The organism is Megasphaera vaginalis (ex Bordigoni et al. 2020) (assembly GCF_900240295.1).
GTDB lineage: Bacteria > Bacillota > Negativicutes > Veillonellales > Megasphaeraceae > Megasphaera > Megasphaera vaginalis.
Window position 1 is genome coordinate 122,896 of sequence record NZ_OEQB01000006.1, and the last position, 19,965, is coordinate 142,860.

The following is a 19,965-nucleotide window of genomic DNA, read 5'->3' on the forward strand; positions in this document are numbered from 1 at the left end:
CCATCTTCCACGAACTTCCCCGCTCTCCCTTGCACCGATATGGGAGCTCTCTGTGCCGATTCCGTTCATGTACTCTTCTCTTCATTGCCGGGCTATCAAGTTGTTGACGTAAGTCTAGCACGATATATTTTCCTTGTCAACAAAAAACTGTCGGCAAACAGACGGCGACATGCGGAAAGTAGGCCGGATCGGCGTGTGCCTTTTATGATACAGTAAATAAAAGAGTAGTCGCAAATTATTTTTGAAATACCTTTGACCGCAGCATTGAAATCGCTGAAAGGTAAAAAATCCTTGACAATGACAAGGCAAATCTATAAAATAAATTAGTAAGCTTTTCACTTGGACTCCACAGCCCCGGAGAAAGAGGACCTAAAGCTTAAGGTAGCGTTGTATTAGGGAGGAATTGCAAGCATGAAAACTACATTTATGGCTAATGCAGGCAACATCGAACGCAAGTGGTTTGTTGTTGATGCAGAAGGCCAGACATTAGGCCGTCTTGCTGCCGAAGTGGCTAAAGTTCTTCGGGGAAAACATAAACCAACATTTACCCCGCATGTTGATACCGGTGATTTCGTCATCGTCGTCAATGCAGATAAAGTTGTTTTGTCTGGTAAGAAATTGATTCAGAAGACTTATTTCCATCATTCCGGTTATCCCGGCGGATCCACGTTTACGCAAGCCGGCCAGATGTTGGAAAAATATCCGGAACGAGTTGTTGAAATGGCAATTCGCGGCATGTTGCCGAAAAATAAATTGGGTGAACAGATGTATCGCAAACTGAATGTGTACGCTGGTGCAGAACACCCGCATCAGGCTCAGAAACCTGAAGTTTTGACGTTGGATATTCGATAATACCGGGAGGAAGATTTCATGGCAGTAGCACAATACTACGGCACTGGCCGTAGAAAGACATCCGTTGCCAGAGTTCGTCTGGTTCCGGGTCAAGGAAACATTACAGTCAATAAGAAGGAATTGAATGAATATTTCGGTCGGAAGACGCTGGAATTGGTTATTAAGCAGCCTCTCGTATTGACAGGCGTAAGCGAACAGTATGATATTATTGCTGATGTCAAGGGCGGCGGCCCTTCCGGTCAGGCCGGTGCGATCCGTCACGGCATCAGCCGTGCTCTCTTGGAAGTCGACGGAGATTTTCGTCAGGCTTTGAAGAAAGCCGGTTTTCTGACTCGTGACCCACGCGAAAAAGAACGTCGTAAATACGGTTTGAAAAAAGCACGTAAGGCATCTCAGTTCTCGAAACGTTAAGAACATTACAACTTTATGCAAGTACAAAACCGCATTGACACTATGTCTATGCGGTTTCTTTGTTTTATAGTACTTATAAATTTGAGTAAAAATAAGTAAAAATTTAACTGTAATACACGAACAATATACTTACAGTATACAATTGATTCCGTCGATAAGCTGCGTCAGTGTCTTGTGCGTATATACACGGTGCGTAATATCTCTGCTCTTGTGACCAAGAATTAATTGTATTACTTTTTTATTAACCCCGGCATCATCAAGTAGTGTCGCACAAGTATGACGTCCGTCATGCGGCTTGTGATCCATAGCCCTCAAGATTGGCGATCGTTGCCATACATACATCCGCAGTCGGTCATAGTTTAACATCGGTTTACCATCCGAGCTGTTCATGACAAGATATTCGTTGCTGTCGTTATACCAGTCTTTGATAAAAGGACTAATCCGATTATGTATGGGGATGGCACGGTTAATACCTGCGGCTGTTTTCATTCCTCCCATCATATAGCTCTCGTTAAGATGTACGTCTTTTATTTTTATCTTGAGCAGCTCTGTCGGTCTCATGCCGGTATAGATATAAACGAGTGCAAAGCGAGCGCCGATGTCATCGATATGCTGCCATAGTAGATCAATTTCATTGCGAGTAAATGGTTTATGTACACGGCTTTCAACGGCTGGCGGCAGTTTTGTAAGCTTGGCATAATCGGTATTGCATATCTCGTGTATAATACAAAACTTGTATAGCTGACTGATTAATATCCGGATATTTTTCTTGGTTGAATATCCTAATTTACAAGTATCAATTACGTCCTGGATATGATACGCGCGGATATTGGTAAATTGCATATCATTTAATGCTGATGCGTGCTTAAATGCGGACGTATACGTATTAGGTACCGGATCATCTTTATATCGTTCCTGCGCCCATTTTTGATAAATATCAGCAAAAGTAAGTTTATGTGTTTCCAGGTCATACGGTGATTTATTATAGATCTGCAATGCTTCCAGCGCTTCCTGCCGTGTTTTGTAGTACCCAAGGTATTTGAATACTTGCTTGCCGTCGTCTGTCCAGTACACCGTTATTCGGGCGCCGTATGGTTTTCGTCGTTTGCCGGCTAGTTTTACGACAGAGCCATAACCGTTTGGTAATCGCATAAAAAAATCAGCTCCTTTATTGTAAATGAGGGGCTGATTTGTGATATACTTATAGCGTAATCAGCCCTTGGTTAGGTGGATTATATTGCCGGTGATATTGGTAGTATCTCCGGCGCTCTCCCTCATTCTGTTGGTAGCAGAGTGGGGGAGTTTTTTTTATTGTAAAATTACTTTATCGAATGATTCTATCTGTGTATTTGGACTACTATATAAATACTCTTTTTCTTTTCTCGTTATTCTTGCGGAATATTGTAGGGTATATGTATGGGCAGGTAAATCGCTATATATTTTAGCAATTTCATCACAATGATCATATGTGGTAATCCAGCGGTATGAATCCATTTCTCTAATGGCATTATATAAGAAAACATGATCATCATGTTTAAAGGAGTTTTTGTATAATAATTGCCCTTGCCTATAATACGGGGGGTCAAAAAAGGTAAATAAACACTTGGGAGATATGTTGAGTAATATATTATGAATTAATTCTTTGGCGTCTAACATATAAAGTCTAATCCGATCCCGTTGAGTAGAGATATCAGCAATCTTTTTGACTAGCGCCTCTTTGTTAAACCTGCAGTTAAGTTTATATTTAGAATTTTGTTCATACCCACCAATAGGGCCTCCTGTAATAATACCAGCTCTGTTTGTCCTATTCAAAAAGAGGGTAGAGAATGCCAACCTATAATCATATGTTTGATTTTCACGTAATTTGTCATATATGCTTTTTTGATTGATCCATTCAGTCATTGTAATGGGAGTTGTGAGGATGTCATGAATTAGACGTTCAGACTCATGTAAGACCGCATACCAAACTGAATATATAGCAACATCATAGTCATTTAAAATGATAGAATCTACTTTATTAGAAAGCAATAACTCCATGGATACTCCGGAACCGCCAGAAAAAGGCTCGCAGTATATCGTAGAGTTTAAGTCGTTAAGGTGGATTAAGTGTTCAACAAATTTAGCAAGCTGCGTTTTTCCCCCGGGATATCGCAATATAGATTTAGTTCTTGGCATAGCCACACCTCCTTTTAATAAGTGTAAATCATTATAAATGTTTTGGCCAATATAACTTTTATATAATTAATTTAAAGGGGGTAATGCCTTTTTCGCTCTGCGAGAGTTTATTAGTTCAAGTAATTCTGTTCGGAATGACAGGAATATTTGGGGATTTTCTTTTATGTATTGACGAAGAGCTTTTGTGTATAAGCGTTTATTTTCATCTTTCCAATTTTTAAACGGGCTGATAGAAAGACTATTTTTATCTGAAAGATTAGAACTAAATATGTGGAATCTTGTTAGATCCGATTTTATGGCATCTTTTTCTCTATCATTAAATAATTGATTGGCTCCATCTAAATAATAGATATAATAAACAATTCGACGCTCTAATGGGAATAGCTTATTATCCGGCTCTGGTATTTTTATAATATAATTACTGTCAATATTGGATTGAGAAGACAAATTTACATCTGGATCAACAACAATAATAGAGTCTTCTAATAATTTTTTGCCATTTTTTGATAACGATACTAATCCTTTCCAAGGTGTTCCCTCTGCTCCTGATATATTGGTTATAAATTCTAGATTATGACAAACTGTTGGTTTCAGAATAATTCTTAAAGCCTGTACAGCAACATCATCTTCACATATGATATTTATTTTATAAGGACTAGGAGTAGAGCTGTCATTATATGTTAGTTCCTTATAAATGGTATTAAATCCTGGATTGATCATAATATTAAAATTATGATCATCCCCGACTTGTTGAGTGCTTAAATTATTGATGACAATTTTTTCTAGAAAAGAAGTATCTTTCAATTGTAATCTCAAGCAATGGTCAATTAGGTAAAGAGAGTGTGTTGTGACAACTATTTGAACATGGGTGCGTTTACTCCAATCAAGAAAAAAGTCTATTAGTTGAATTTGGGCAGATGGGTGCAAAGATGCTTCGACTTCATCAATACACAACAATCCTTGTAAACAATCAGTATTGGTAGAATCCTTTTCAAAAGCGAGCATTTTGCAAAGAATAATTCCTAAGTTGTCTTCTCCTGATGAAATAGAGTTGAAGTCGTAATAACTGTTTAGAGGCGCTAAAGTGTTCTTACTTTTCCCGTCTGAAATAGCTTCTGAGTTTTCATAAGTGCTTCTTTGCATGATACGTTCATAAGATTTTGCGATCCACGCCTTGTCTTCCAGTGTGATTTCAATATCTGTTTTTTGAGCATTAGTGTCAATTATGGGAAATAGTCGTTTTAAATTAAGATAAGAAGTATTTAGTGAGAAATTTCCTTGTCCCTTCTCATTTGTTGCGCCTACGGTTAAACGATGCCTCTTTTCTGATTGACGGCGATATATGCGTACGGGTTCAGATATTTCTTCGTTTTTAATAGTGGTTCCTTGAATATAGTAAAGATATAATTCCGTATCTTTTTCTAAGCTTAATCGAAAAACATCCACCCAAGAGGTTTTTAACTCATTACCATACATATCTTTTGCATTATTAGGCGCGCTAAAAGGATGAGCAATTAGTCCTAAAATAGATGACTTCATTGTCCCATTTTTACCTGTTATAACAGTAAGATATTCACCTAATTTTAGAGTTCTCTTTGATAAACTGCGGAACCTATCAATATAGAGACCCGTTATATACTCGAATTTAACATCCTTGTTATTGACGTATCCATAGGACTTAGATGTTTTAGAGCGATCGTATTTATTAGTAGTAGATGTAACGTTCATAGAGGAATCTTCATTCATGTATGATGCCCTTTCCCTATAAAGTGGACGATAAGTGAACGATAAGTGAACGATAAATAAACAGCAAAACCCGTAAAAGTAGCGGATTTACAGAGGGTAATAAACGATAATTGCACGATAAATTTGAGCTTAGATTGATAAAAATAATTTCGCATGGAATAGCCTCTATTCTCTCTAGACAACGTGATAGAAGAACTCCATATCTTTCGTATCGTCTATAAATTCACTGCGACGAATCATTTCTTCAATGAGGGTTAATAAAAAAGAAGAGAACTACTAGGCATTGGCCATAGTAGTTCTCTTCGCATCATTAGTATGTGCGGGTAAACCGCTTATGGCCATATTATATAGTGGTTAGCTTAGCATGTCAAGGTTATAAGTAGTAATTATGTAATGCTTGACTTATTTTATCGAGTGTTTTTGAATCGACTCGAATGTTGTATAGTGGATCGAATCGATTTAACGGAAACTTAATTCGGATTTTGCTTAGTGTTCTTATTTGAGATGTGATGCCAATACTTTGTTTTTTAAATTTTTTTGATTCTCCTGCAATGACTTTCACGTTGTTCATGTTGCGAAGTATGCGATCTTGCATTTTCTTTAACTCATCGTCTGGGATATTACGTGATTCTTGTAGGGCAGTTTTCAGTGTCGCACTACCGTGAAAAATTGCACCTAATAAATCAAAAGAATCTTTTTTTAATGAAAATCCTTCCTTTGCGGCTTGGGTAAAAAGGCTTTCTATACGCTTGTTGTGGTCTCGCAAAAGGGTTTTAAAGGTTTTTATTCTGTGACGACGAATGCTTTTGGCTACCAGTAAATGACTACGAATTGCTTGATATATTTCATCGTCAAATAGAATGTCCGTTTTATAGTAATTATTATCTTTATAGCTTTTTATGGGTAATACAGATACAAGAGGATTGAATGTGTTAGAAGAGTGAAGCACTATTGCATAATGAAGTCCACCAAATTCAGAACCTAACGGTAAGCCAAAATCTATTTTTATAATAGAACCCCTTTTTAGAGAAATAAAACGCTGGTTATTCATCTGATGGAATTTCTTTTCATTTTTTAGTTTTGATAGTTGTTCAGATAGCCCATAATATAAGACCGCTGCCCGATGATAATCCAATTCTGTTTCATCCGTTAAATACTGGCGTTGATTACATGATAGTGTGGCTATGTTTGCAAGGAGAATTGGCTTATTTTGTATATTTTTTAGGTCAGTCTTTTTTCTTGTTTTATTATTATCTCCCATAAAGAACAGCTTCATTCCTTTCTAAAATGATCGTCTTAATTCAATAACTTTGCCAATAATCTTTACGGGGAGCTGCTGAATTTCTTCGTTTGTATAGAAGACCGGCAAGAAGGAAGAGACATTATCACCAATAAGTGTGATACCTGCAGAGGATTTTTTAATTCTTTTTACAGTTCCTTCTGCGCCATTAACTAATACGACAGCAATTTCATTTGATTCAACATCAGGTTGCTGACGAATAACTAAGACGTCACCTTCTGTAAAAGTTGGTTCCATAGAGTTTCCTTTGACTTTTAAACAAAAGAAGTCGCCGGTAGCAGCTAGTTCTGCAGAAATCTCCTCATAGTCAAGGATATCTTCGATAGCATCAATGGGTATACCGGCTATGACATATCCTAGTACAGGAATGCGAACGCCTTTTGCTGAATTTGATGCGGATAATTTGTTTTCAATTAAGTCTGATTTTTCAATGCCAAAGTATAGAGCTAATTGTTCAACTTTATTCATTCGTGGCATCTTAGTCCCGTTTATCCAAGTCGATACAGTGGATTTATTTAATTTTAAATCAACAACTAAGTCACTTTGTGTTTTGTGGTGTTTAGCGAGTTGATAGCTTAAATTTTTTGCAAATACTTTTTTAAAATCGTCTGACATAAGAATAACCTCCTTATAATCATGATATTACTTTAAGTAGATAAAAGTCAATACTAAAAATAAAATAGTTCACTTTAAGTATTGACACTCTACTAAAAGTAAACTATAATAAGCGTTGTAAGGGAGGTGAAAGCCAAATGCCGAGATTAAAAATATCACTAAAAGCCGCAAGATATAATGCAGGATTTTCTCAAGATGATGTTGCTAAAAAGATGAGAAAGTCTAAGTCAACCGTAAACAACTGGGAAAACGGAAAAACTGAAATTGATTACAATAATCTTGCGGCGTTGTGCAAATTATATTCGGTGACTATTGATGATATTATTTTGCCATTTTAGTTTACTTAAAGTAGACAATAAAAAGAGGTGAGAGGAATGGAAGATAAAGAAAAAGAACCCTGCGGGAACAGGGTCCGGATGACCGGGAAGAAGCAAATAACGCTTCGTCTGCCGGATGAGCTGTACGAAGCGTTGAGAGCGGAAGCGAAAAAAACAGGTATAAGTGTGAATGAATTGATCTTAATAAAAATTAATCCTTTGGAAGCGAATTTTTTGGATCACGAGCCATAATGTATCGCCTGAGAGCGTATTCAATTTCTTTGTTTACCGACCGACCATTTTCTTTGGCCAGCTGTTTCATCTTCGCCATTATCGCCTCGTCAATCCTTAGAGGATAAGGGTTTGCTTGTGCCATAATATCACACTCCTTTTAGATATCAAAATTATATCATTACACGACATCACTAACAAGATTCTAAAAGATATCAAATAGATATTTACAATGGGCGGAATACGACGTATAATATCTAACAGATAGTAAAAAGATATCAAAAAGGAGAGGAAAATGAAAGAATCTTTTTTGTTGCGAATGCCTGAAGAGATAAAGCGATGGCTTACTGATGAAGCAGTCCGCCGAGGATTATCACTGAATGGGTTAATTATGGCTATTTTAAGTGAGTATTGCAGACAGAGACAAGAAAAGGATACTGGTACATGAACCAAAGAGGGAAGGAGACAAGGAGAATGGAAGACAAAGAAAAAGAACCCTGCGGGAACAGGGCTCTGAAAATTATCCGTATGATTTTTACCGATTGTGCTAAGGTGTCAATGACTGATATGCAGCAAGCTACCCTATACCGTTTGTATTTTGTCATAGGATGGAGCGTTTTTATTGGGATTGTCCAAGTGTCAATTCTCATAGGTATTTGGGTATCAAGATACTAGCGAGGATGCTTACTGCACCGCATCGTGATGGCGACATACCTATCTGGTTTGCGATAACCTTCGTACCGATTTCAGTGATTATATCAGGAAAGGAAGGTACCTATGAAAATATCTATTGCTGAAGCAGCAAAACGCATGGGCAAGAGTATGCCGTTTGTCCGTATCGGGCTGCAAAGAGGGCTATTACCCTTTGGGGAAGCATTTAAAACGGACGAAAAGAATACCCGGTATAACTATCATATCAACGCTGCAAAATTTGAAAAGTATATGAGAGGAGAGTTATAAGTCATGCACTGTTGGTATTGCGGCAAGGAGCTAGAGCCGTATCAGTGGTGCTTTGTTGTAACTGCGACGGGCCGACTTGCTCCGGTTTGTAAAGATGATCGGACTTGCTGTCCGAAAAGTATTCAGGGGCATGGTGAGAAGCCTAGGCTAAAAAGGCAGCCTCGTAATAGTAAATTAAGAAAGGAGACTACAACATGAAATATCAAAAGATTCCGGCGTGGGTCAATCACGAAGCATCGTATCCGAGTATTCCGGACTGGGTTAATCAACTGCCGGCAGAGCAGGAAGCGGGGCACTAGGAGGCGAGCACATGACGAGCAAGGAAAAGCTGGCCATTGTATTGCAATTAATAAATGGGCTAAAAGCGAACGAATGGCGACGCATCAAAACCATTATTGACCGTCAATATGAAGAAAAGGCCACCAAGCTGGCACTTGATGACCTTTCCTGCGAATCCATAAAAAGATGGTTTGATATGGAATATTCAAAAAATTAATTATCTGGAGGCTAAAATGGAAAACTATATTTTTATTTGTCTAATGATTTTAGTTTCAACCATTATTAATGTTACCGTTGCAGGATGGTTGGCAGTAAAGATGGGAGAGTTTATGTGGGAAAAAATCCAAAAACTATAGGCAAATCTTTTTAAAGACATCTCCAAAAGGTGTAATAGAAAACGACCCACTGGAAACTTCCATACTACTGTAATTGTCTGGATGCTCTTGAACTATCTTTGTACCTTGTTTATATTCATCAAAAGCTTCGTAGGCCTTGTAAATAGTTTCGTCAACGAGGGATGAAATATGGCTCAACTCAACAATTCCAAGGCGGGATAAGTTATTGATAGAAATTGCATTGTTTTCGAAGTTAGTTTCTATCAAACCTGGAATGTAGATAATGTCTTTGCCTAGAGAAGTATAGGACTTACGATCATTGGCATATAGTCTGAATTCAGCCAATGGGCCTACTTTAGGTAATATTTTCAATAGTTTAGCGTCGTTGGCAGACATTTGCTTAATGATTTCTACAAAAGCAATATGAACTTTATCAGAACTTCGTGCATCGAATTCAGCTGCTATTAATTTAGCAAACATTTTTCGTACATCCGTTTTTTCTACGTAATATTTTGATGCCTCTAATGCAGGCCCGATAACACTAATGTCGGGATTATTATTAATTGAGTCGTTTGGGATTTTACTTACTTCATCATCGATGTCTTTTGCATAACGGCGAATATTCGCTTCAACAGTTTGCTTGAGTTTTTCATCCCATCTACCAAAGGTTGCTTGCCAAAGCAGATTTAGCGTTTTTGCAGGAGCGTCAGCTCCTTTGCTAGCGAGTGAGGTCAGAGCTGCTGTTGCTACTGATACGGTGATTGGATCCATTAGAATCTCTCCTTTTTTTTAAATAAACAGAATTAGAAGTTTATGAGCAAAAATTAATGCGCATAGTCATCACTCCCCTTCATGGTCATTATACCAGAACGGGAGAAGAAAGGAGGAAATCATGAATCAAGACATTTACAAGGGATTACCCCCAATTTTAACGGCTAAAGATGTGGCCGAATTCTTAAGGATTGGCATGAACCAGGCTTACGAAATCATTCATGAAATAGGTTTCCGGTATGGGCGTACCGTCCGGTGTACGAAAACTCAGTTGATTGGCTTCGTGGAAGGAGGTGGAAAAAACCATGAAGACGATGAAAATTTACGATCATGGGTTGACCAGGTCAAAGCGTAAGCCGCGTTTCCGGGCCGTCCGGAGTGCGATGGCCATCGTGGCCGCTTTCGGAGTCGGGCTGTATCTCGGTAGCACGACGCCCTGGTCCCAGGCCGAAACCATTGCGAACGACACAGCTATCATCCACGTCGTCGACACAGACGAAACGCTGTGGGAAATCGCCGGGCCTATCGCTGACAAGACCGGGCAGGACGTCCGCGAAGTAATTTATGAAATCCAAATCAATAATGATTTGGGCCCGGATCCGACACTGAAACCGGGGCAGCGGCTGGTCATCAGATACTAAAAAAAATGGCTGCTGCCGGCAAACGCCGACAACAGCCACATACCAAAATACTCAAATTTATTATACCAGATGGAGGTAACTTATGGAACTGCAAAATCAGAATAAAGAAAAAATTATTCATGCATTTGAAGAACTGACATTGTTTTTAATACAGGATGCAATGCATAGTTCTGTAACTACAATAAACCCTGATACCATCAGGGAAATCAGAGAAAATGTGGTACTAATTACCGCGCATCTTTAACGGTCGAGCATATTTCCCTAAACGCTTTAGATATTAACTGAATTCGTTCATCTGTTCGAGTTGTTTGATTGTGATTGTCAGTACATTGGTGAAAGTATCCTTTTTGAATCATTGCTATTACGATTTCCTTTGTTATTTCTTCCACGCTCATTAGGATCACCTCCTTATGAGTGTGATTATACCATAGAAAGGATGAAATATATGTCAGTAAAAATTAATAGTTTTGAAGTTGAAAATGTAAAACGAGTAAAGGCGGTTTCCATGGAATTAGCCCCAAATGGGTTAACGGTAATCGGGGGCCGGAACGGCCAAGGCAAAACGTCCGTCTTGGATGCCATAGCCTGGGCATTAGGCGGCGATAAATTCAAGCCGTCTAATGCGGCAAGAGATAGCAGCACGATCCCGCCTGAAATTCATATTGAACTTTCCAACGGCCTTATCGTCGAACGAAAGGGAGCGAAGAGCTCCCTTAAGGTCATTGACCCGACCGGTGAGAAAGCCGGACAAAAGCTCTTGGACAGCTTCATCGAGAAACTGGCTCTAGACTTGCCGAAGTTCATGGGTATGAACTCAAAAGATAAGGCTAATACATTACTGCAGATTATTGGCATTGGCGACGAATTGGCCGAACTCGACGCAAAAGAAGCACAGCGATATAACCGACGCCTTGAAATCGGCCGTATCGCAAAGCAGAAGAAATCCTACGCCGATGAGCTCGAGTATTATCCCGACGCTCCTGCAGAGCCGGTAAGTGCTTCGGATTTAATTAAGCAACAACAAGAAATTTTGGCGCAAAACGGCGAGAATCAACGTAAGCGTGAACAGTTAACTAAGATGACGGAAGAACACGAAACGCTTATCGCCCGGATTGCTCAGCTTAAAACCTCTTTAGAAGAAGCCCAGGCAAAGCAAGAGTCGCTGTTAGCCGATATGGAGACGGCTCAAAAAACAGTTAATGAGCTTATTGACGAAAGTACCGAAGAATTGGAAATGAATATTGCTCACGTTGATGAGATCAACCGTAAGGTGCGAGCCAACCAAGAAAAAGAAAAAGCCCAGGCCGAAGCCGATGAGTTGGCGGCTGAATATAACGGACTGACGGCAGAAATTGAAGCCGTCAAGGAAGCTAAGAACGATCTTCTTAACAAGGCTGATTTACCCCTTCCGGAACTTGGCGTAAAAGATGGCGAGCTTATTTACAAGGGGCAGCAATGGGACGGCATGAGCGGCGCCGAACAGCTCATGGTGGCTACAGCGATTATTCGTAAGCTAAACCCCGAGTGCGGATTTGTTCTCATGGATAAGCTCGAACAAATGGATCAGGAAACACTTAAAGAGTTCTCTGATTGGCTCACCCGCGAAGGACTTCAAGTTATTGCTACGAGAGTCGGAATGGATGATAGCTGCAGCATCATTATTGAAGACGGTTACATTAAAGACTCGACACCGCAGCCTGTAGAAGCAAAGAAATGGGAAGCCGGTAAATTCTAAAGGAGGTAGCTATGAAAATAATTACAGGAAAGCAAGAGCGATACCAGAAAGTCGTTGTATATGGTCCTGAAGGAATAGGGAAAAGTACATTTGCCGCACAATTCCCCGATCCCTTGTTTATCGATACAGAAGCAGGAACGGCTCATATGGATGTAGCCCGATTGGAACGGCCGACGTCTTGGGCGGTACTTATGGAATACGTTCAAGAGCTTACGAAAGACCACCAAGGATTTACAACCTTAGTCATCGACACTATCGACTGGGCGGAACAGCTTTGCGTACAGCACATTTGCTCGAAGTACCAGGTAAGCGGTATTGAAGATATCGGGTATGGCAAGGGATACGTCTATGAGAAGGAAGAATTCGGACGGCTGCTTAATAAGCTCCAGGATTTAATTGAAAGCGGGATGAACGTAGTTCTCACGGCACATGCTATGGTGCGAAAATTCGAACGGCCTGACCAACCCCCGTACGATCGGTACGAACTGAAGCTCAATAAAGCCGCCAGTCAAAAAATTTCCGACATGGTCAAAGAGTGGGCGGACATGCTACTTTTTGCCAACTACAAAGAGGAAGTTTTAAAAGTCGATAGCAAGGACGGTAACAGTAAGAAGGTCCGTGTCTCAGGCGGACAACGTGTGATGTATACAAGTCACCATCCGAATTGGGACGCTAAGAACCGGCACGGATTGAAGGAATGCTTACCCTTCGAATTTACTCAAATAGAAAATTGTATACCTAAAAATATTCAAAAATCGCAAGTTGAAGAGAAACCTGTAGAGGAAATGAAAACCCCTCCGAAAGAAGAAACGCCGAAAGCAGAACCTGTTGTAAAAGCCGAGCCTAAAAAGAAGGCTAAGGAAGACGACGGGATCCCGAAAGACCTGAAGAAGCTTATGGAAGCACGAAATATCACAGAAGCTGAAATACAAGCCGTTGTAGGAAGTAAAGGGTACTTCCCGGCTGATATGAGAATTAAAGACTACCCGAAAGAATTTATAGACGGTTGCTTAATTGCCGCATTCGACACTGTAGCTCAGGCGATAGAAGCAAACCGAGACGAAAATGTACCGTTTTAATAATAAGGAGGATAACGATCATGGCAGAAGAAAGAGCATTTAGTTGGGACGAAGAAATTGAAGCAGTGGAAAACGAGTTTGTCGACATACCCGCAGGAGATTATGACTTTAAGATTACCAACTTCGAGCGAGGCTACTTTGAAGGCAGCGAGAAAATGCCTGCATGCAACGAGGCGAAAATAACATACGAAGTAAACGTGAACGGCCAAAAAGGTCGCATTAAGCAGAACCTCTTCTTACACAGTAAATCACAATGGCAACTCACCGGATTTGCCCGTGCCATCGGACACATGAAGAAGGGCGATGACAAGTTCACGATCCGCTGGAATGAAGTCCTCGGATCTATCGGTCGCTTTAAGATTAAACTTCGGGAATATAACGGAAAGACTTACCCGAACGTCGACCGGTTCTACGACAAGGAAGAATCGGGTAAAGAGTGGACTCAAGGAGCCTTTTAATCGTGGGCATTGAGCTTCGTCCCTATCAGCAGGAGGCGGTCGACGCCGTCCTGCATGAATGGGACATAGGCCATAACAAAACATTACTCGTCTTGCCCACAGGATGCCATGCTATCGGAGAAAAAGTATTGTTAGCGGATGGAAATATAAAAAAGGTGGAAGATGTCCAGCTAAAAGATTGCCTATTGGGAAGCGATGGTACTCCCCGGCATATCCTTCAAATCATCCACGGAGAAGGATATTTGTATAAAATTTGCCCGGTAAAAGGCAAGCCTTTCGTTGTAGATGAAAATCATATGCTGACATTAAAACGAACCAAAGAATCGAATCATCCCGTATATCCAAGTGAAAAACATGGTGGTGAAATTATTGATGTTTCTGTAAAAGAATGGCTTACCTGGAGTAAATGGAAAAAACATATCCACAAACTGATTCGAGCAGACGCTATTACTTTCTATCATTCCCACCAAAACGATTACCCTATTGATCCTTATTTCTTGGGGATATTATTAGGGGATGGCGGGTTAAATGGTTCCTCTATCAGTATCACCACCATGGATGATGAAGTGGTGAAGGTCATTCACCAACAAGCGGAATTATTGGATTTGCGGATTCGTACAGAACCGGCTGGGAAGGCGACAACCTATATTTTTGCCAGTAAAAAAGCATACACTCGCTCCGCCTTTATTCGTTCTTTAAAAGATTTAGGCATGAGAGGAAAAACATCTGCTACAAAACAAGTACCTGATATCTATAAAACAGGCCCTATAGGGGTACGTCTTAACGTTATTGCTGGATTGTTAGATAGTGATGGCCACTTTACATATAACGGCTATGATTTTATTTCTAAATCCGAACGCCTTTCTAATGATTTGGCCTTTATGTGTAGATCGGTTGGGCTCGCGGCCTATGTTACACCCTGTAAAAAGGGGTGCAATAATTTTGTAGGAACATACTACCGGGTTAGTATTAGCGGGAACTGCGATAAAATCCCTATGAAAGTTCAGCGAAAAATGGCTACTTCACGAAAACAAAAGAAAAATGTTCTTGTTACTGGATTTACTGTAGAACCCATCGGAACAGGGGCATACATTGGATTTACTGTTGATGGAGACAACCGTTATTTATTAGATGATTTTACAATCACCCATAATTGTGGAAAGACTATTTGCTTCGCTAAGATTGCCGAATCTCAAGTACGAGTCGGTAATAGAGTTTTAATCCTGGCACATCGTGGAGAACTCCTGGAACAAGCAGCCGATAAAATAGCGAAAGCCACAGGCCTAAAATGTGCTGTAGAAAAAGCCGAGCAGACGGCTCTTCAATCTTGGTATCGAATTACCGTCGGCAGTGTTCAAACGCTTATGCGTGAGAAACGACTGTCTCAGTTTTCTCCTGATTACTACGACACGATCATTATCGATGAAGCTCATCATTCTATTTCAGATAGCTACCAGAACGTTTTAAACTACTTCTCTAACGCGAAAGTCCTGGGCGTTACGGCAACGCCTGACAGAAGCGATATGCGTAACCTCGGACAGATATACGACAGCTTAGCGTATGAATACAAACTTCCGCAAGCTATTAAAGCCGGATACCTCTCTCAAATCGTCGCACAGACCATCCCTCTGCAATTGGACATTGCACATGTCGGCATGGCGGCAGGCGATTACAAAGTAGGGGAACTCGGAACGGCTCTTGAGCCGTATCTTGATAAGATTGCAGAAGAAATGGTGACATACGCTAAAGACCGAAAGACCGTCGTATTCTTACCTCTTGTAGAAACGAGTAAGAAATTCTGCCGATATCTTCGTAAATACGGCTTTAAAGCCGCCGAAGTAAACGGCAATAGCCAAGATAGGGCAGAAGTCCTTAAAGACTTTGAGGACGGGAAATACGATGTTCTATGTAACAGTATGCTTCTGACTGAAGGCTGGGATTGTCCGTCGGTGGATTGCATTATCGTTCTGCGAGCAACCAAATCCCGAGCTTTATATAGCCAAATGGTAGGCCGTGGCACTCGATTACACGAAGGAAAAGAGAATGTATTGCTGCTTGATTTTTTATGGAACACGGAACGGCACGAGTTATGTCGACCGGCACATCTCATCAGTAAAGATGAAGACATCGCAAAGAAAATGACGGAAAAACTTGAAGACTCGGCGGTTCCGATTGATATTGAAGAACTCAAAAAAGAATCTGAATCGGATGTCGTGGCTGAACGGGAACAAGCCTTAGCTGAAAAGCTTAAGGAAATGAAAAAGCGCAAGCGTAAGCTTGTGGATCCGCTACAGTTTGAAATGTCCATACAGTCTGAAGACTTATCGGGATATGTGCCGTCGTTTGGTTATGAAATGGCGCCGCCGTCTGTAAAACAAATTCAAGCCCTTGAAAAATTCGGTATCTTTGCCGATGAGATTGAAAACGCTGGCAAGGCTTCACTTCTTCTAGACAGATTAAAGAAACGTCAGGATATGAGCCTGTCAAGGCCGAAACAAATACGCTTCCTGGAGTCCCGTGGTTTCCAGCACGTCGGGACATGGACGTTTGACCAGGCCTCTTCTATGATTGCCCGAATTTCCATGAATAATTGGAGAGTTCCGAATGGCGTAACGCCTGAAACCTATATCCCGGCGTAGTCCGATAAAGGAGATGAAAAAGCAATGCGTAAAATCAACTTAATACCTTTATTGGACTACATCGACCCCGCCTTTTGCGATTATCAGGAATGGCTGCAGGTCGGAATGGGGCTTAAAGAAGAAGGCTACGACATTAGCGACTGGAAATCCTGGAGTGCCAAAGACATCACTCGTTATCACGCCGGAGAATGTACGAAGAAATGGGCAACGTTCACAGGACACTATAACGGAAGTCCCGTTACGGGAGCTACTATCGTAAACATGGCCAAAGAAAACGGCTGGACCGTCGCACCCCATTTACCCGATCGGGCGTATGGATGGGATGATGAAATCATTGCCGACGAAGAAGTCATTATCGATAAGAACTGGGTGGAAGGCCGAGAAATTGAAGACCCCGGCGATAATTGGAATCCCGCCAAAGATTTAATTACTTATTTAGAGCTTCTCTATGACAGTTCCGATTACGTCGGCTACGTGACTGAATCTTGGGAACAGGACGGGAAATTCTTGCCGTCTAAGGGAAAATTTAAGCGTACAGCAGGGGAGCTTATTCACGCCTTATCAGAGTGTGACGGCGATATCGGGGCCGTCCTGGGCGATTATAATCCCGACGTAGGCGCTTGGATTCGCTTTAACCCTTTAGACGGCCGAGGAGTCCGTAATGAGAACGTGACGGAGTTTAAATACGCTTTGGTTGAATCGGACTGTATGCCCATCGACAAGCAAAACGAAATCATCCGTAAACTGGAGCTTCCTGTTACGTGCATGGTTTACAGCGGTGGCAAATCTGTTCACGCCATCGTTAAAGTAGACGCTGCCAATTACGACGAGTATCGCAAACGGGTCGATTATCTTTACAACATATGTCGTAAAAACGGCCTTGAAATAGACGTTCAGAATCGAAATCCGAGCCGCCTCAGTCGTATGCCCGGCGTTACTCGTAAGGATAAAAAGCAGTTCCTGGTTGATACGAATATCGGTAAAAGCAGTTTCGCCGAGTGGCAGACATGGATCGAATCGATTAACGATAATCTACCGGAGCCTGAAAGCCTTCGGGACTTCTGGAATAATCTGCCGCCGTTAGCCCCGCCGCTTATCGAAAACGTACTTCGTAAGGGTCACAAAATGCTATTGGCAGGACCGTCTAAATCGGGTAAGTCCTTTGCCCTTATAGAACTTGTTATCGCCATTGCCGAAGGGCGTAAATGGCTGAATTGGGATTGCTCCCAGGGACGGGTCCTCTATGTGAACTTGGAGCTTGACGCAGCTTCTTGCCTACATCGATTTAAAGACGTATATACGGAGCTTGGTTGGGAAGCCCGCAGCCTTTCTAATATCGATATATGGAATCTTAGAGGAAAGTCCCTACCTATGGATAAGCTCGCTCCGAAACTTATCAGGCGAGCCGTTAAGCAAGAGTACACGGCGATTATCATCGACCCGATTTATAAAGTCATTACGGGCGATGAAAACAGTGCTGAACAAATGGCTCATTTTTGCAATCAGTTTGACCGTATAGCGACGGAACTTAATTGCTCGGTCATTTATTGTCATCATCACTCCAAAGGCGCTCAAGGCGGTAAGCGAGCCATTGACAGAGCCTCAGGCTCAGGTGTGTTCGGTCGGGATGCTGACGCACTGCTTGATATGATTGAGATTGATGCTGAACAAGTCGGGTCCTCTCGTTCGGCTTGGCGTATTGAAGGAACGCTTCGTGAGTACGCTTCATTCAGGCCGGTAAATGTGTGGTTCGATTATCCCGTTCACCGTATCGACGACACGGGAACGCTTGAGACGATTAAGCTAGACGTCGAGATGAAGCTCAACGAGAAAGGACAACGGACTCGGCAAAAGCAACGGCAGTCCCGAATTCAGAATCTTGAGGCGGCATATAATGCGTGTCTCATCTCGGGCGAGGTAACCGTAGGAGATATGGCTGAATATCTTGATGTGAGCGTTAAGACTGTCGGTCGAGATATCGATAGTAGCGAAACCTTCCGAAGAGAGCAAGGAAAGGTATTTAAGAATGAATAAATATAAGTAAAAAACGCCGTATACGTATAAATATAATCGGACAAACATCGGACATTTCAACTATATATATAGAAATGTCCGACTGTATAAAAGTCCACAATTGCCATGGACGGACAAAGTGTTAAAAAAACGGCTTTAGCTTCGCCGTTTTTTCTTAACACACTTTGACCGCCTCAGGGCAATACGTGCCCTCGGCGTTTCCCTAGAAAGGAGTATGCAATGAAATTAAAGTTTTTCTTGCCGATGATAATCCCTTCGGCGACTCATCAAGAAAAGAAAATTATGGTAGTAAACGGTAAGCCTGTCGTGTATGAGCCTCAGAACGTAAAAGACGCCCGCCAGAAGTTTATGGCAGCCCTTGCCCCTTACGCTCCTAAAGCTCCGTTTGCGGGTCCTGTAAGGCTTTCGACGACGTGGATATATTTAGCGACTACTGCCCACCCTATAAAGAGCTGGAAAACAACAAAGCCCGATACGGACAATTTGGTGAAGCTCTTAAAAGACGTGATGACGGATTTGGGCTTTTGGACAGATGATGCTCTTGTCGCTTGTGAAGAAATTCAAAAATTTTACCTTGATAAGCCCGGACTTTATATCGAGATAGAGGAACTTACCAATGGCTAATCAAGAGGTCGTAAAACGAGCCAGAAGTGCTTTTAAGGAAATTCTAAATGAAATGGAACACCCCCAGTTTGATTTACTCAGACGTGATCCTGAAATTAAGAACCTCGTTGAACGCCTTGTCCGCAAAGTAGAAGAGGCCCGTAATCCGGAAAGCTGGCCGATTGAAGAATACCACGACGAGTTTGAAAAGTACCATCCGGAAGATCATCAGTTATGGATTTGGCTATTTCTCCGAGCTGCATTGATTAATCCGGAGTTCGCCGATGTACTTTGCTTTCTGCGCACTCGTGGGTGTCAATTAATCCCGGATAAAGAATTTGGATATGTGATTCGTCCTATTATTCATGCAGCATACGGATTTAAGTCTCAGGCTGAATACAATCAAATGAAAGAACCGCTGCAAGATTATAGTGATCAACTGGTATCGTTGTTGCGCGAAATGCGACTGAGAATGAAAAACGGTGGTTTATTGAATTCCAAGGAATTTGTGCAAGGTAGTTTAATGGATTATGTCGATAAAAATGGATAAAGGAATGATTCGATTGGCAAAAGCATACAAGGACCCGACGGCAGAGCTTGCCATCGGCAGAATCTGCAAGACGTAACGGACGAAAAAACTGCTTTTCAAGAAAGCCATATTGATACTGGCCGAAGTGTGCGGCTATCGGATTCGGGTGGAATTTCTACAGAAAGGGGAGAAATAATGACGGCTAAAGAGTACCTGAGCCGCATCCGGCGGCAGAACCAGATTGTTAAGCAGGTG

The 19,965-nt window shown here is 41.3% G+C and carries 27 protein-coding genes and 1 other annotated feature (1 of these 28 only partly in view); of the genes, 19 read left to right on the forward strand and 8 right to left on the reverse strand.

Annotation, left to right across the window (positions count from 1 at the left end; genetic code table 11):
• Positions 1-94, reverse strand: a binding site (T-box leader); it reaches 149 nt to the left of the window's first position.
• Between the two features lie 317 nt (positions 95-411).
• Both rplM and rpsI read left to right on the forward strand, forming a co-directional pair.
• Positions 412-852, forward strand: coding sequence for a 50S ribosomal protein L13 (gene rplM, locus C0977_RS08845; RefSeq protein WP_101913130.1), 441 nt, complete (start codon positions 412-414; stop codon positions 850-852).
• Between the two features lie 18 nt (positions 853-870).
• Positions 871-1,263, forward strand: a complete 393-nt coding sequence (gene rpsI, locus C0977_RS08850; RefSeq protein ID WP_023053665.1) for a 30S ribosomal protein S9 — start codon at positions 871-873, stop codon at positions 1,261-1,263.
• Between the two features lie 129 nt (positions 1,264-1,392).
• Here the strand turns inward: rpsI and C0977_RS08855 are convergent, their stop codons facing one another.
• The 5 genes from C0977_RS08855 to C0977_RS08875 form a co-directional block, all read right to left on the reverse strand.
• Positions 1,393-2,415, reverse strand: a complete 1,023-nt coding sequence (locus tag C0977_RS08855; RefSeq protein ID WP_023053712.1) for a tyrosine-type recombinase/integrase — start codon at positions 2,413-2,415, stop codon at positions 1,393-1,395.
• Between the two features lie 156 nt (positions 2,416-2,571).
• On the reverse strand, positions 2,572-3,438 hold the full coding sequence (locus C0977_RS08860) for a DNA adenine methylase (RefSeq protein ID WP_101913131.1): 867 nt from the start codon (positions 3,436-3,438) through the stop codon (positions 2,572-2,574).
• Between the two features lie 66 nt (positions 3,439-3,504).
• Entirely contained in the window at positions 3,505-5,184 is a 1,680-nt protein-coding gene (locus tag C0977_RS08865; protein WP_101913132.1) for an AAA family ATPase, read from the reverse strand.
• A gap of 373 nt (positions 5,185-5,557) precedes the next feature.
• The gene (locus C0977_RS08870) at positions 5,558-6,445 is read right to left on the reverse strand and encodes a type II toxin-antitoxin system PemK/MazF family toxin (RefSeq protein ID WP_159459054.1); all 888 of its coding nucleotides are present in this window, start codon (positions 6,443-6,445) and stop codon (positions 5,558-5,560) included.
• A 21-nt stretch (positions 6,446-6,466) separates the two neighbouring features.
• The gene (locus C0977_RS08875) at positions 6,467-7,099 is read right to left on the reverse strand and encodes a LexA family transcriptional regulator (protein ID WP_234987627.1); all 633 of its coding nucleotides are present in this window, start codon (positions 7,097-7,099) and stop codon (positions 6,467-6,469) included.
• A gap of 137 nt (positions 7,100-7,236) precedes the next feature.
• Here C0977_RS08875 and C0977_RS08880 point away from each other — a divergent pair, with 137 nt between their 5' ends.
• On the forward strand, positions 7,237-7,437 hold the full coding sequence (locus tag C0977_RS08880) for a helix-turn-helix transcriptional regulator (protein ID WP_101913134.1): 201 nt from the start codon (positions 7,237-7,239) through the stop codon (positions 7,435-7,437).
• Between the two features lie 36 nt (positions 7,438-7,473).
• Positions 7,474-7,668: a ribbon-helix-helix protein, CopG family gene (locus C0977_RS08885; protein ID WP_023053714.1), complete on the forward strand. Its 195-nt coding sequence runs from the start codon at positions 7,474-7,476 to the stop codon at positions 7,666-7,668.
• Here C0977_RS08885 and C0977_RS11385 read toward each other — a convergent pair.
• Positions 7,628-7,792, reverse strand: coding sequence for an Arc family DNA-binding protein (locus C0977_RS11385; protein WP_145995087.1), 165 nt, complete (start codon positions 7,790-7,792; stop codon positions 7,628-7,630). The genes C0977_RS08885 and C0977_RS11385 overlap by 41 nt on opposite strands.
• 132 nt (positions 7,793-7,924) lie before the next feature.
• On the opposite strand from C0977_RS11385, the gene C0977_RS10790 reads away from it, so the two are divergent.
• From C0977_RS10790 to C0977_RS11240, 5 genes are all read left to right on the forward strand, one after another.
• Complete coding sequence (locus C0977_RS10790; RefSeq protein ID WP_268802366.1) at positions 7,925-8,095, forward strand: toxin-antitoxin system HicB family antitoxin; 171 nt, start codon at positions 7,925-7,927, stop codon at positions 8,093-8,095.
• A 26-nt stretch (positions 8,096-8,121) separates the two neighbouring features.
• Positions 8,122-8,322 (forward strand): hypothetical protein, encoded by a 201-nt coding sequence (locus C0977_RS08890; RefSeq protein WP_101913135.1) that lies wholly within the window; start codon positions 8,122-8,124, stop codon positions 8,320-8,322.
• A 102-nt stretch (positions 8,323-8,424) separates the two neighbouring features.
• Positions 8,425-8,607, forward strand: a complete 183-nt coding sequence (locus tag C0977_RS08895) for a hypothetical protein (RefSeq protein ID WP_023053706.1) — start codon at positions 8,425-8,427, stop codon at positions 8,605-8,607.
• A 310-nt stretch (positions 8,608-8,917) separates the two neighbouring features.
• Entirely contained in the window at positions 8,918-9,103 is a 186-nt protein-coding gene (locus C0977_RS08900; protein ID WP_101913136.1) for a hypothetical protein, read from the forward strand.
• A 16-nt stretch (positions 9,104-9,119) separates the two neighbouring features.
• A complete protein-coding gene (locus C0977_RS11240; protein WP_023053627.1) occupies positions 9,120-9,242 on the forward strand; it encodes a hypothetical protein in 123 nt (40 codons plus the stop codon).
• On the opposite strand, the gene C0977_RS08905 is transcribed toward C0977_RS11240, so the two are convergent.
• Positions 9,237-9,992 (reverse strand): DUF4393 domain-containing protein, encoded by a 756-nt coding sequence (locus C0977_RS08905; protein WP_023053628.1) that lies wholly within the window; start codon positions 9,990-9,992, stop codon positions 9,237-9,239. The two genes, C0977_RS11240 and C0977_RS08905, sit on opposite strands and share 6 nt — an antisense overlap.
• Before the next feature lie 121 nt (positions 9,993-10,113).
• On the opposite strand from C0977_RS08905, the gene C0977_RS08910 reads away from it, so the two are divergent.
• The 3 genes from C0977_RS08910 (at position 10,114) to C0977_RS10895 (ending at position 10,877) form a co-directional block, all read left to right on the forward strand.
• On the forward strand, positions 10,114-10,347 hold the full coding sequence (locus C0977_RS08910) for a hypothetical protein (RefSeq protein ID WP_036242797.1): 234 nt from the start codon (positions 10,114-10,116) through the stop codon (positions 10,345-10,347).
• Entirely contained in the window at positions 10,286-10,633 is a 348-nt protein-coding gene (locus C0977_RS08915; RefSeq protein WP_234987628.1) for a LysM peptidoglycan-binding domain-containing protein, read from the forward strand. Before C0977_RS08910 ends, C0977_RS08915 begins: the two co-directional genes overlap by 62 nt.
• 82 nt (positions 10,634-10,715) lie before the next feature.
• Complete coding sequence (locus tag C0977_RS10895; RefSeq protein WP_159459055.1) at positions 10,716-10,877, forward strand: hypothetical protein; 162 nt, start codon at positions 10,716-10,718, stop codon at positions 10,875-10,877.
• Here the strand turns inward: C0977_RS10895 and C0977_RS10900 are convergent.
• Complete coding sequence (locus tag C0977_RS10900) at positions 10,861-11,028, reverse strand: hypothetical protein (protein WP_159459056.1); 168 nt, start codon at positions 11,026-11,028, stop codon at positions 10,861-10,863. The genes C0977_RS10895 and C0977_RS10900 overlap by 17 nt on opposite strands.
• Positions 11,029-11,078: 50 nt before the next feature.
• Here C0977_RS10900 and C0977_RS08920 point away from each other — a divergent pair, with 50 nt between their 5' ends.
• The 7 genes from C0977_RS08920 (at position 11,079) to C0977_RS08950 (ending at position 19,731) form a co-directional block, all read left to right on the forward strand.
• Complete coding sequence (locus C0977_RS08920) at positions 11,079-12,368, forward strand: AAA family ATPase (protein ID WP_101913137.1); 1,290 nt, start codon at positions 11,079-11,081, stop codon at positions 12,366-12,368.
• An 11-nt stretch (positions 12,369-12,379) separates the two neighbouring features.
• The gene (locus C0977_RS08925; RefSeq protein ID WP_023053659.1) at positions 12,380-13,447 is read left to right on the forward strand and encodes an ATP-binding protein; all 1,068 of its coding nucleotides are present in this window, start codon (positions 12,380-12,382) and stop codon (positions 13,445-13,447) included.
• Between the two features lie 20 nt (positions 13,448-13,467).
• Positions 13,468-13,905, forward strand: a complete 438-nt coding sequence (locus C0977_RS08930; protein ID WP_101913138.1) for a DUF669 domain-containing protein — start codon at positions 13,468-13,470, stop codon at positions 13,903-13,905.
• Between the two features lie 2 nt (positions 13,906-13,907).
• Positions 13,908-16,544, forward strand: coding sequence for a DEAD/DEAH box helicase family protein (locus tag C0977_RS08935; RefSeq protein WP_200814257.1), 2,637 nt, complete (start codon positions 13,908-13,910; stop codon positions 16,542-16,544).
• A 24-nt stretch (positions 16,545-16,568) separates the two neighbouring features.
• The gene (locus tag C0977_RS08940; protein ID WP_101913139.1) at positions 16,569-18,578 is read left to right on the forward strand and encodes an AAA family ATPase; all 2,010 of its coding nucleotides are present in this window, start codon (positions 16,569-16,571) and stop codon (positions 18,576-18,578) included.
• 219 nt (positions 18,579-18,797) lie between these two features.
• Complete coding sequence (locus C0977_RS08945; RefSeq protein ID WP_036242984.1) at positions 18,798-19,202, forward strand: RusA family crossover junction endodeoxyribonuclease; 405 nt, start codon at positions 18,798-18,800, stop codon at positions 19,200-19,202.
• Positions 19,195-19,731, forward strand: a complete 537-nt coding sequence (locus tag C0977_RS08950) for a hypothetical protein (RefSeq protein WP_101913140.1) — start codon at positions 19,195-19,197, stop codon at positions 19,729-19,731. The genes C0977_RS08945 and C0977_RS08950 overlap by 8 nt, the downstream gene beginning before the upstream one ends.
• Positions 19,732-19,965: the final 234 nt, after the last annotated feature.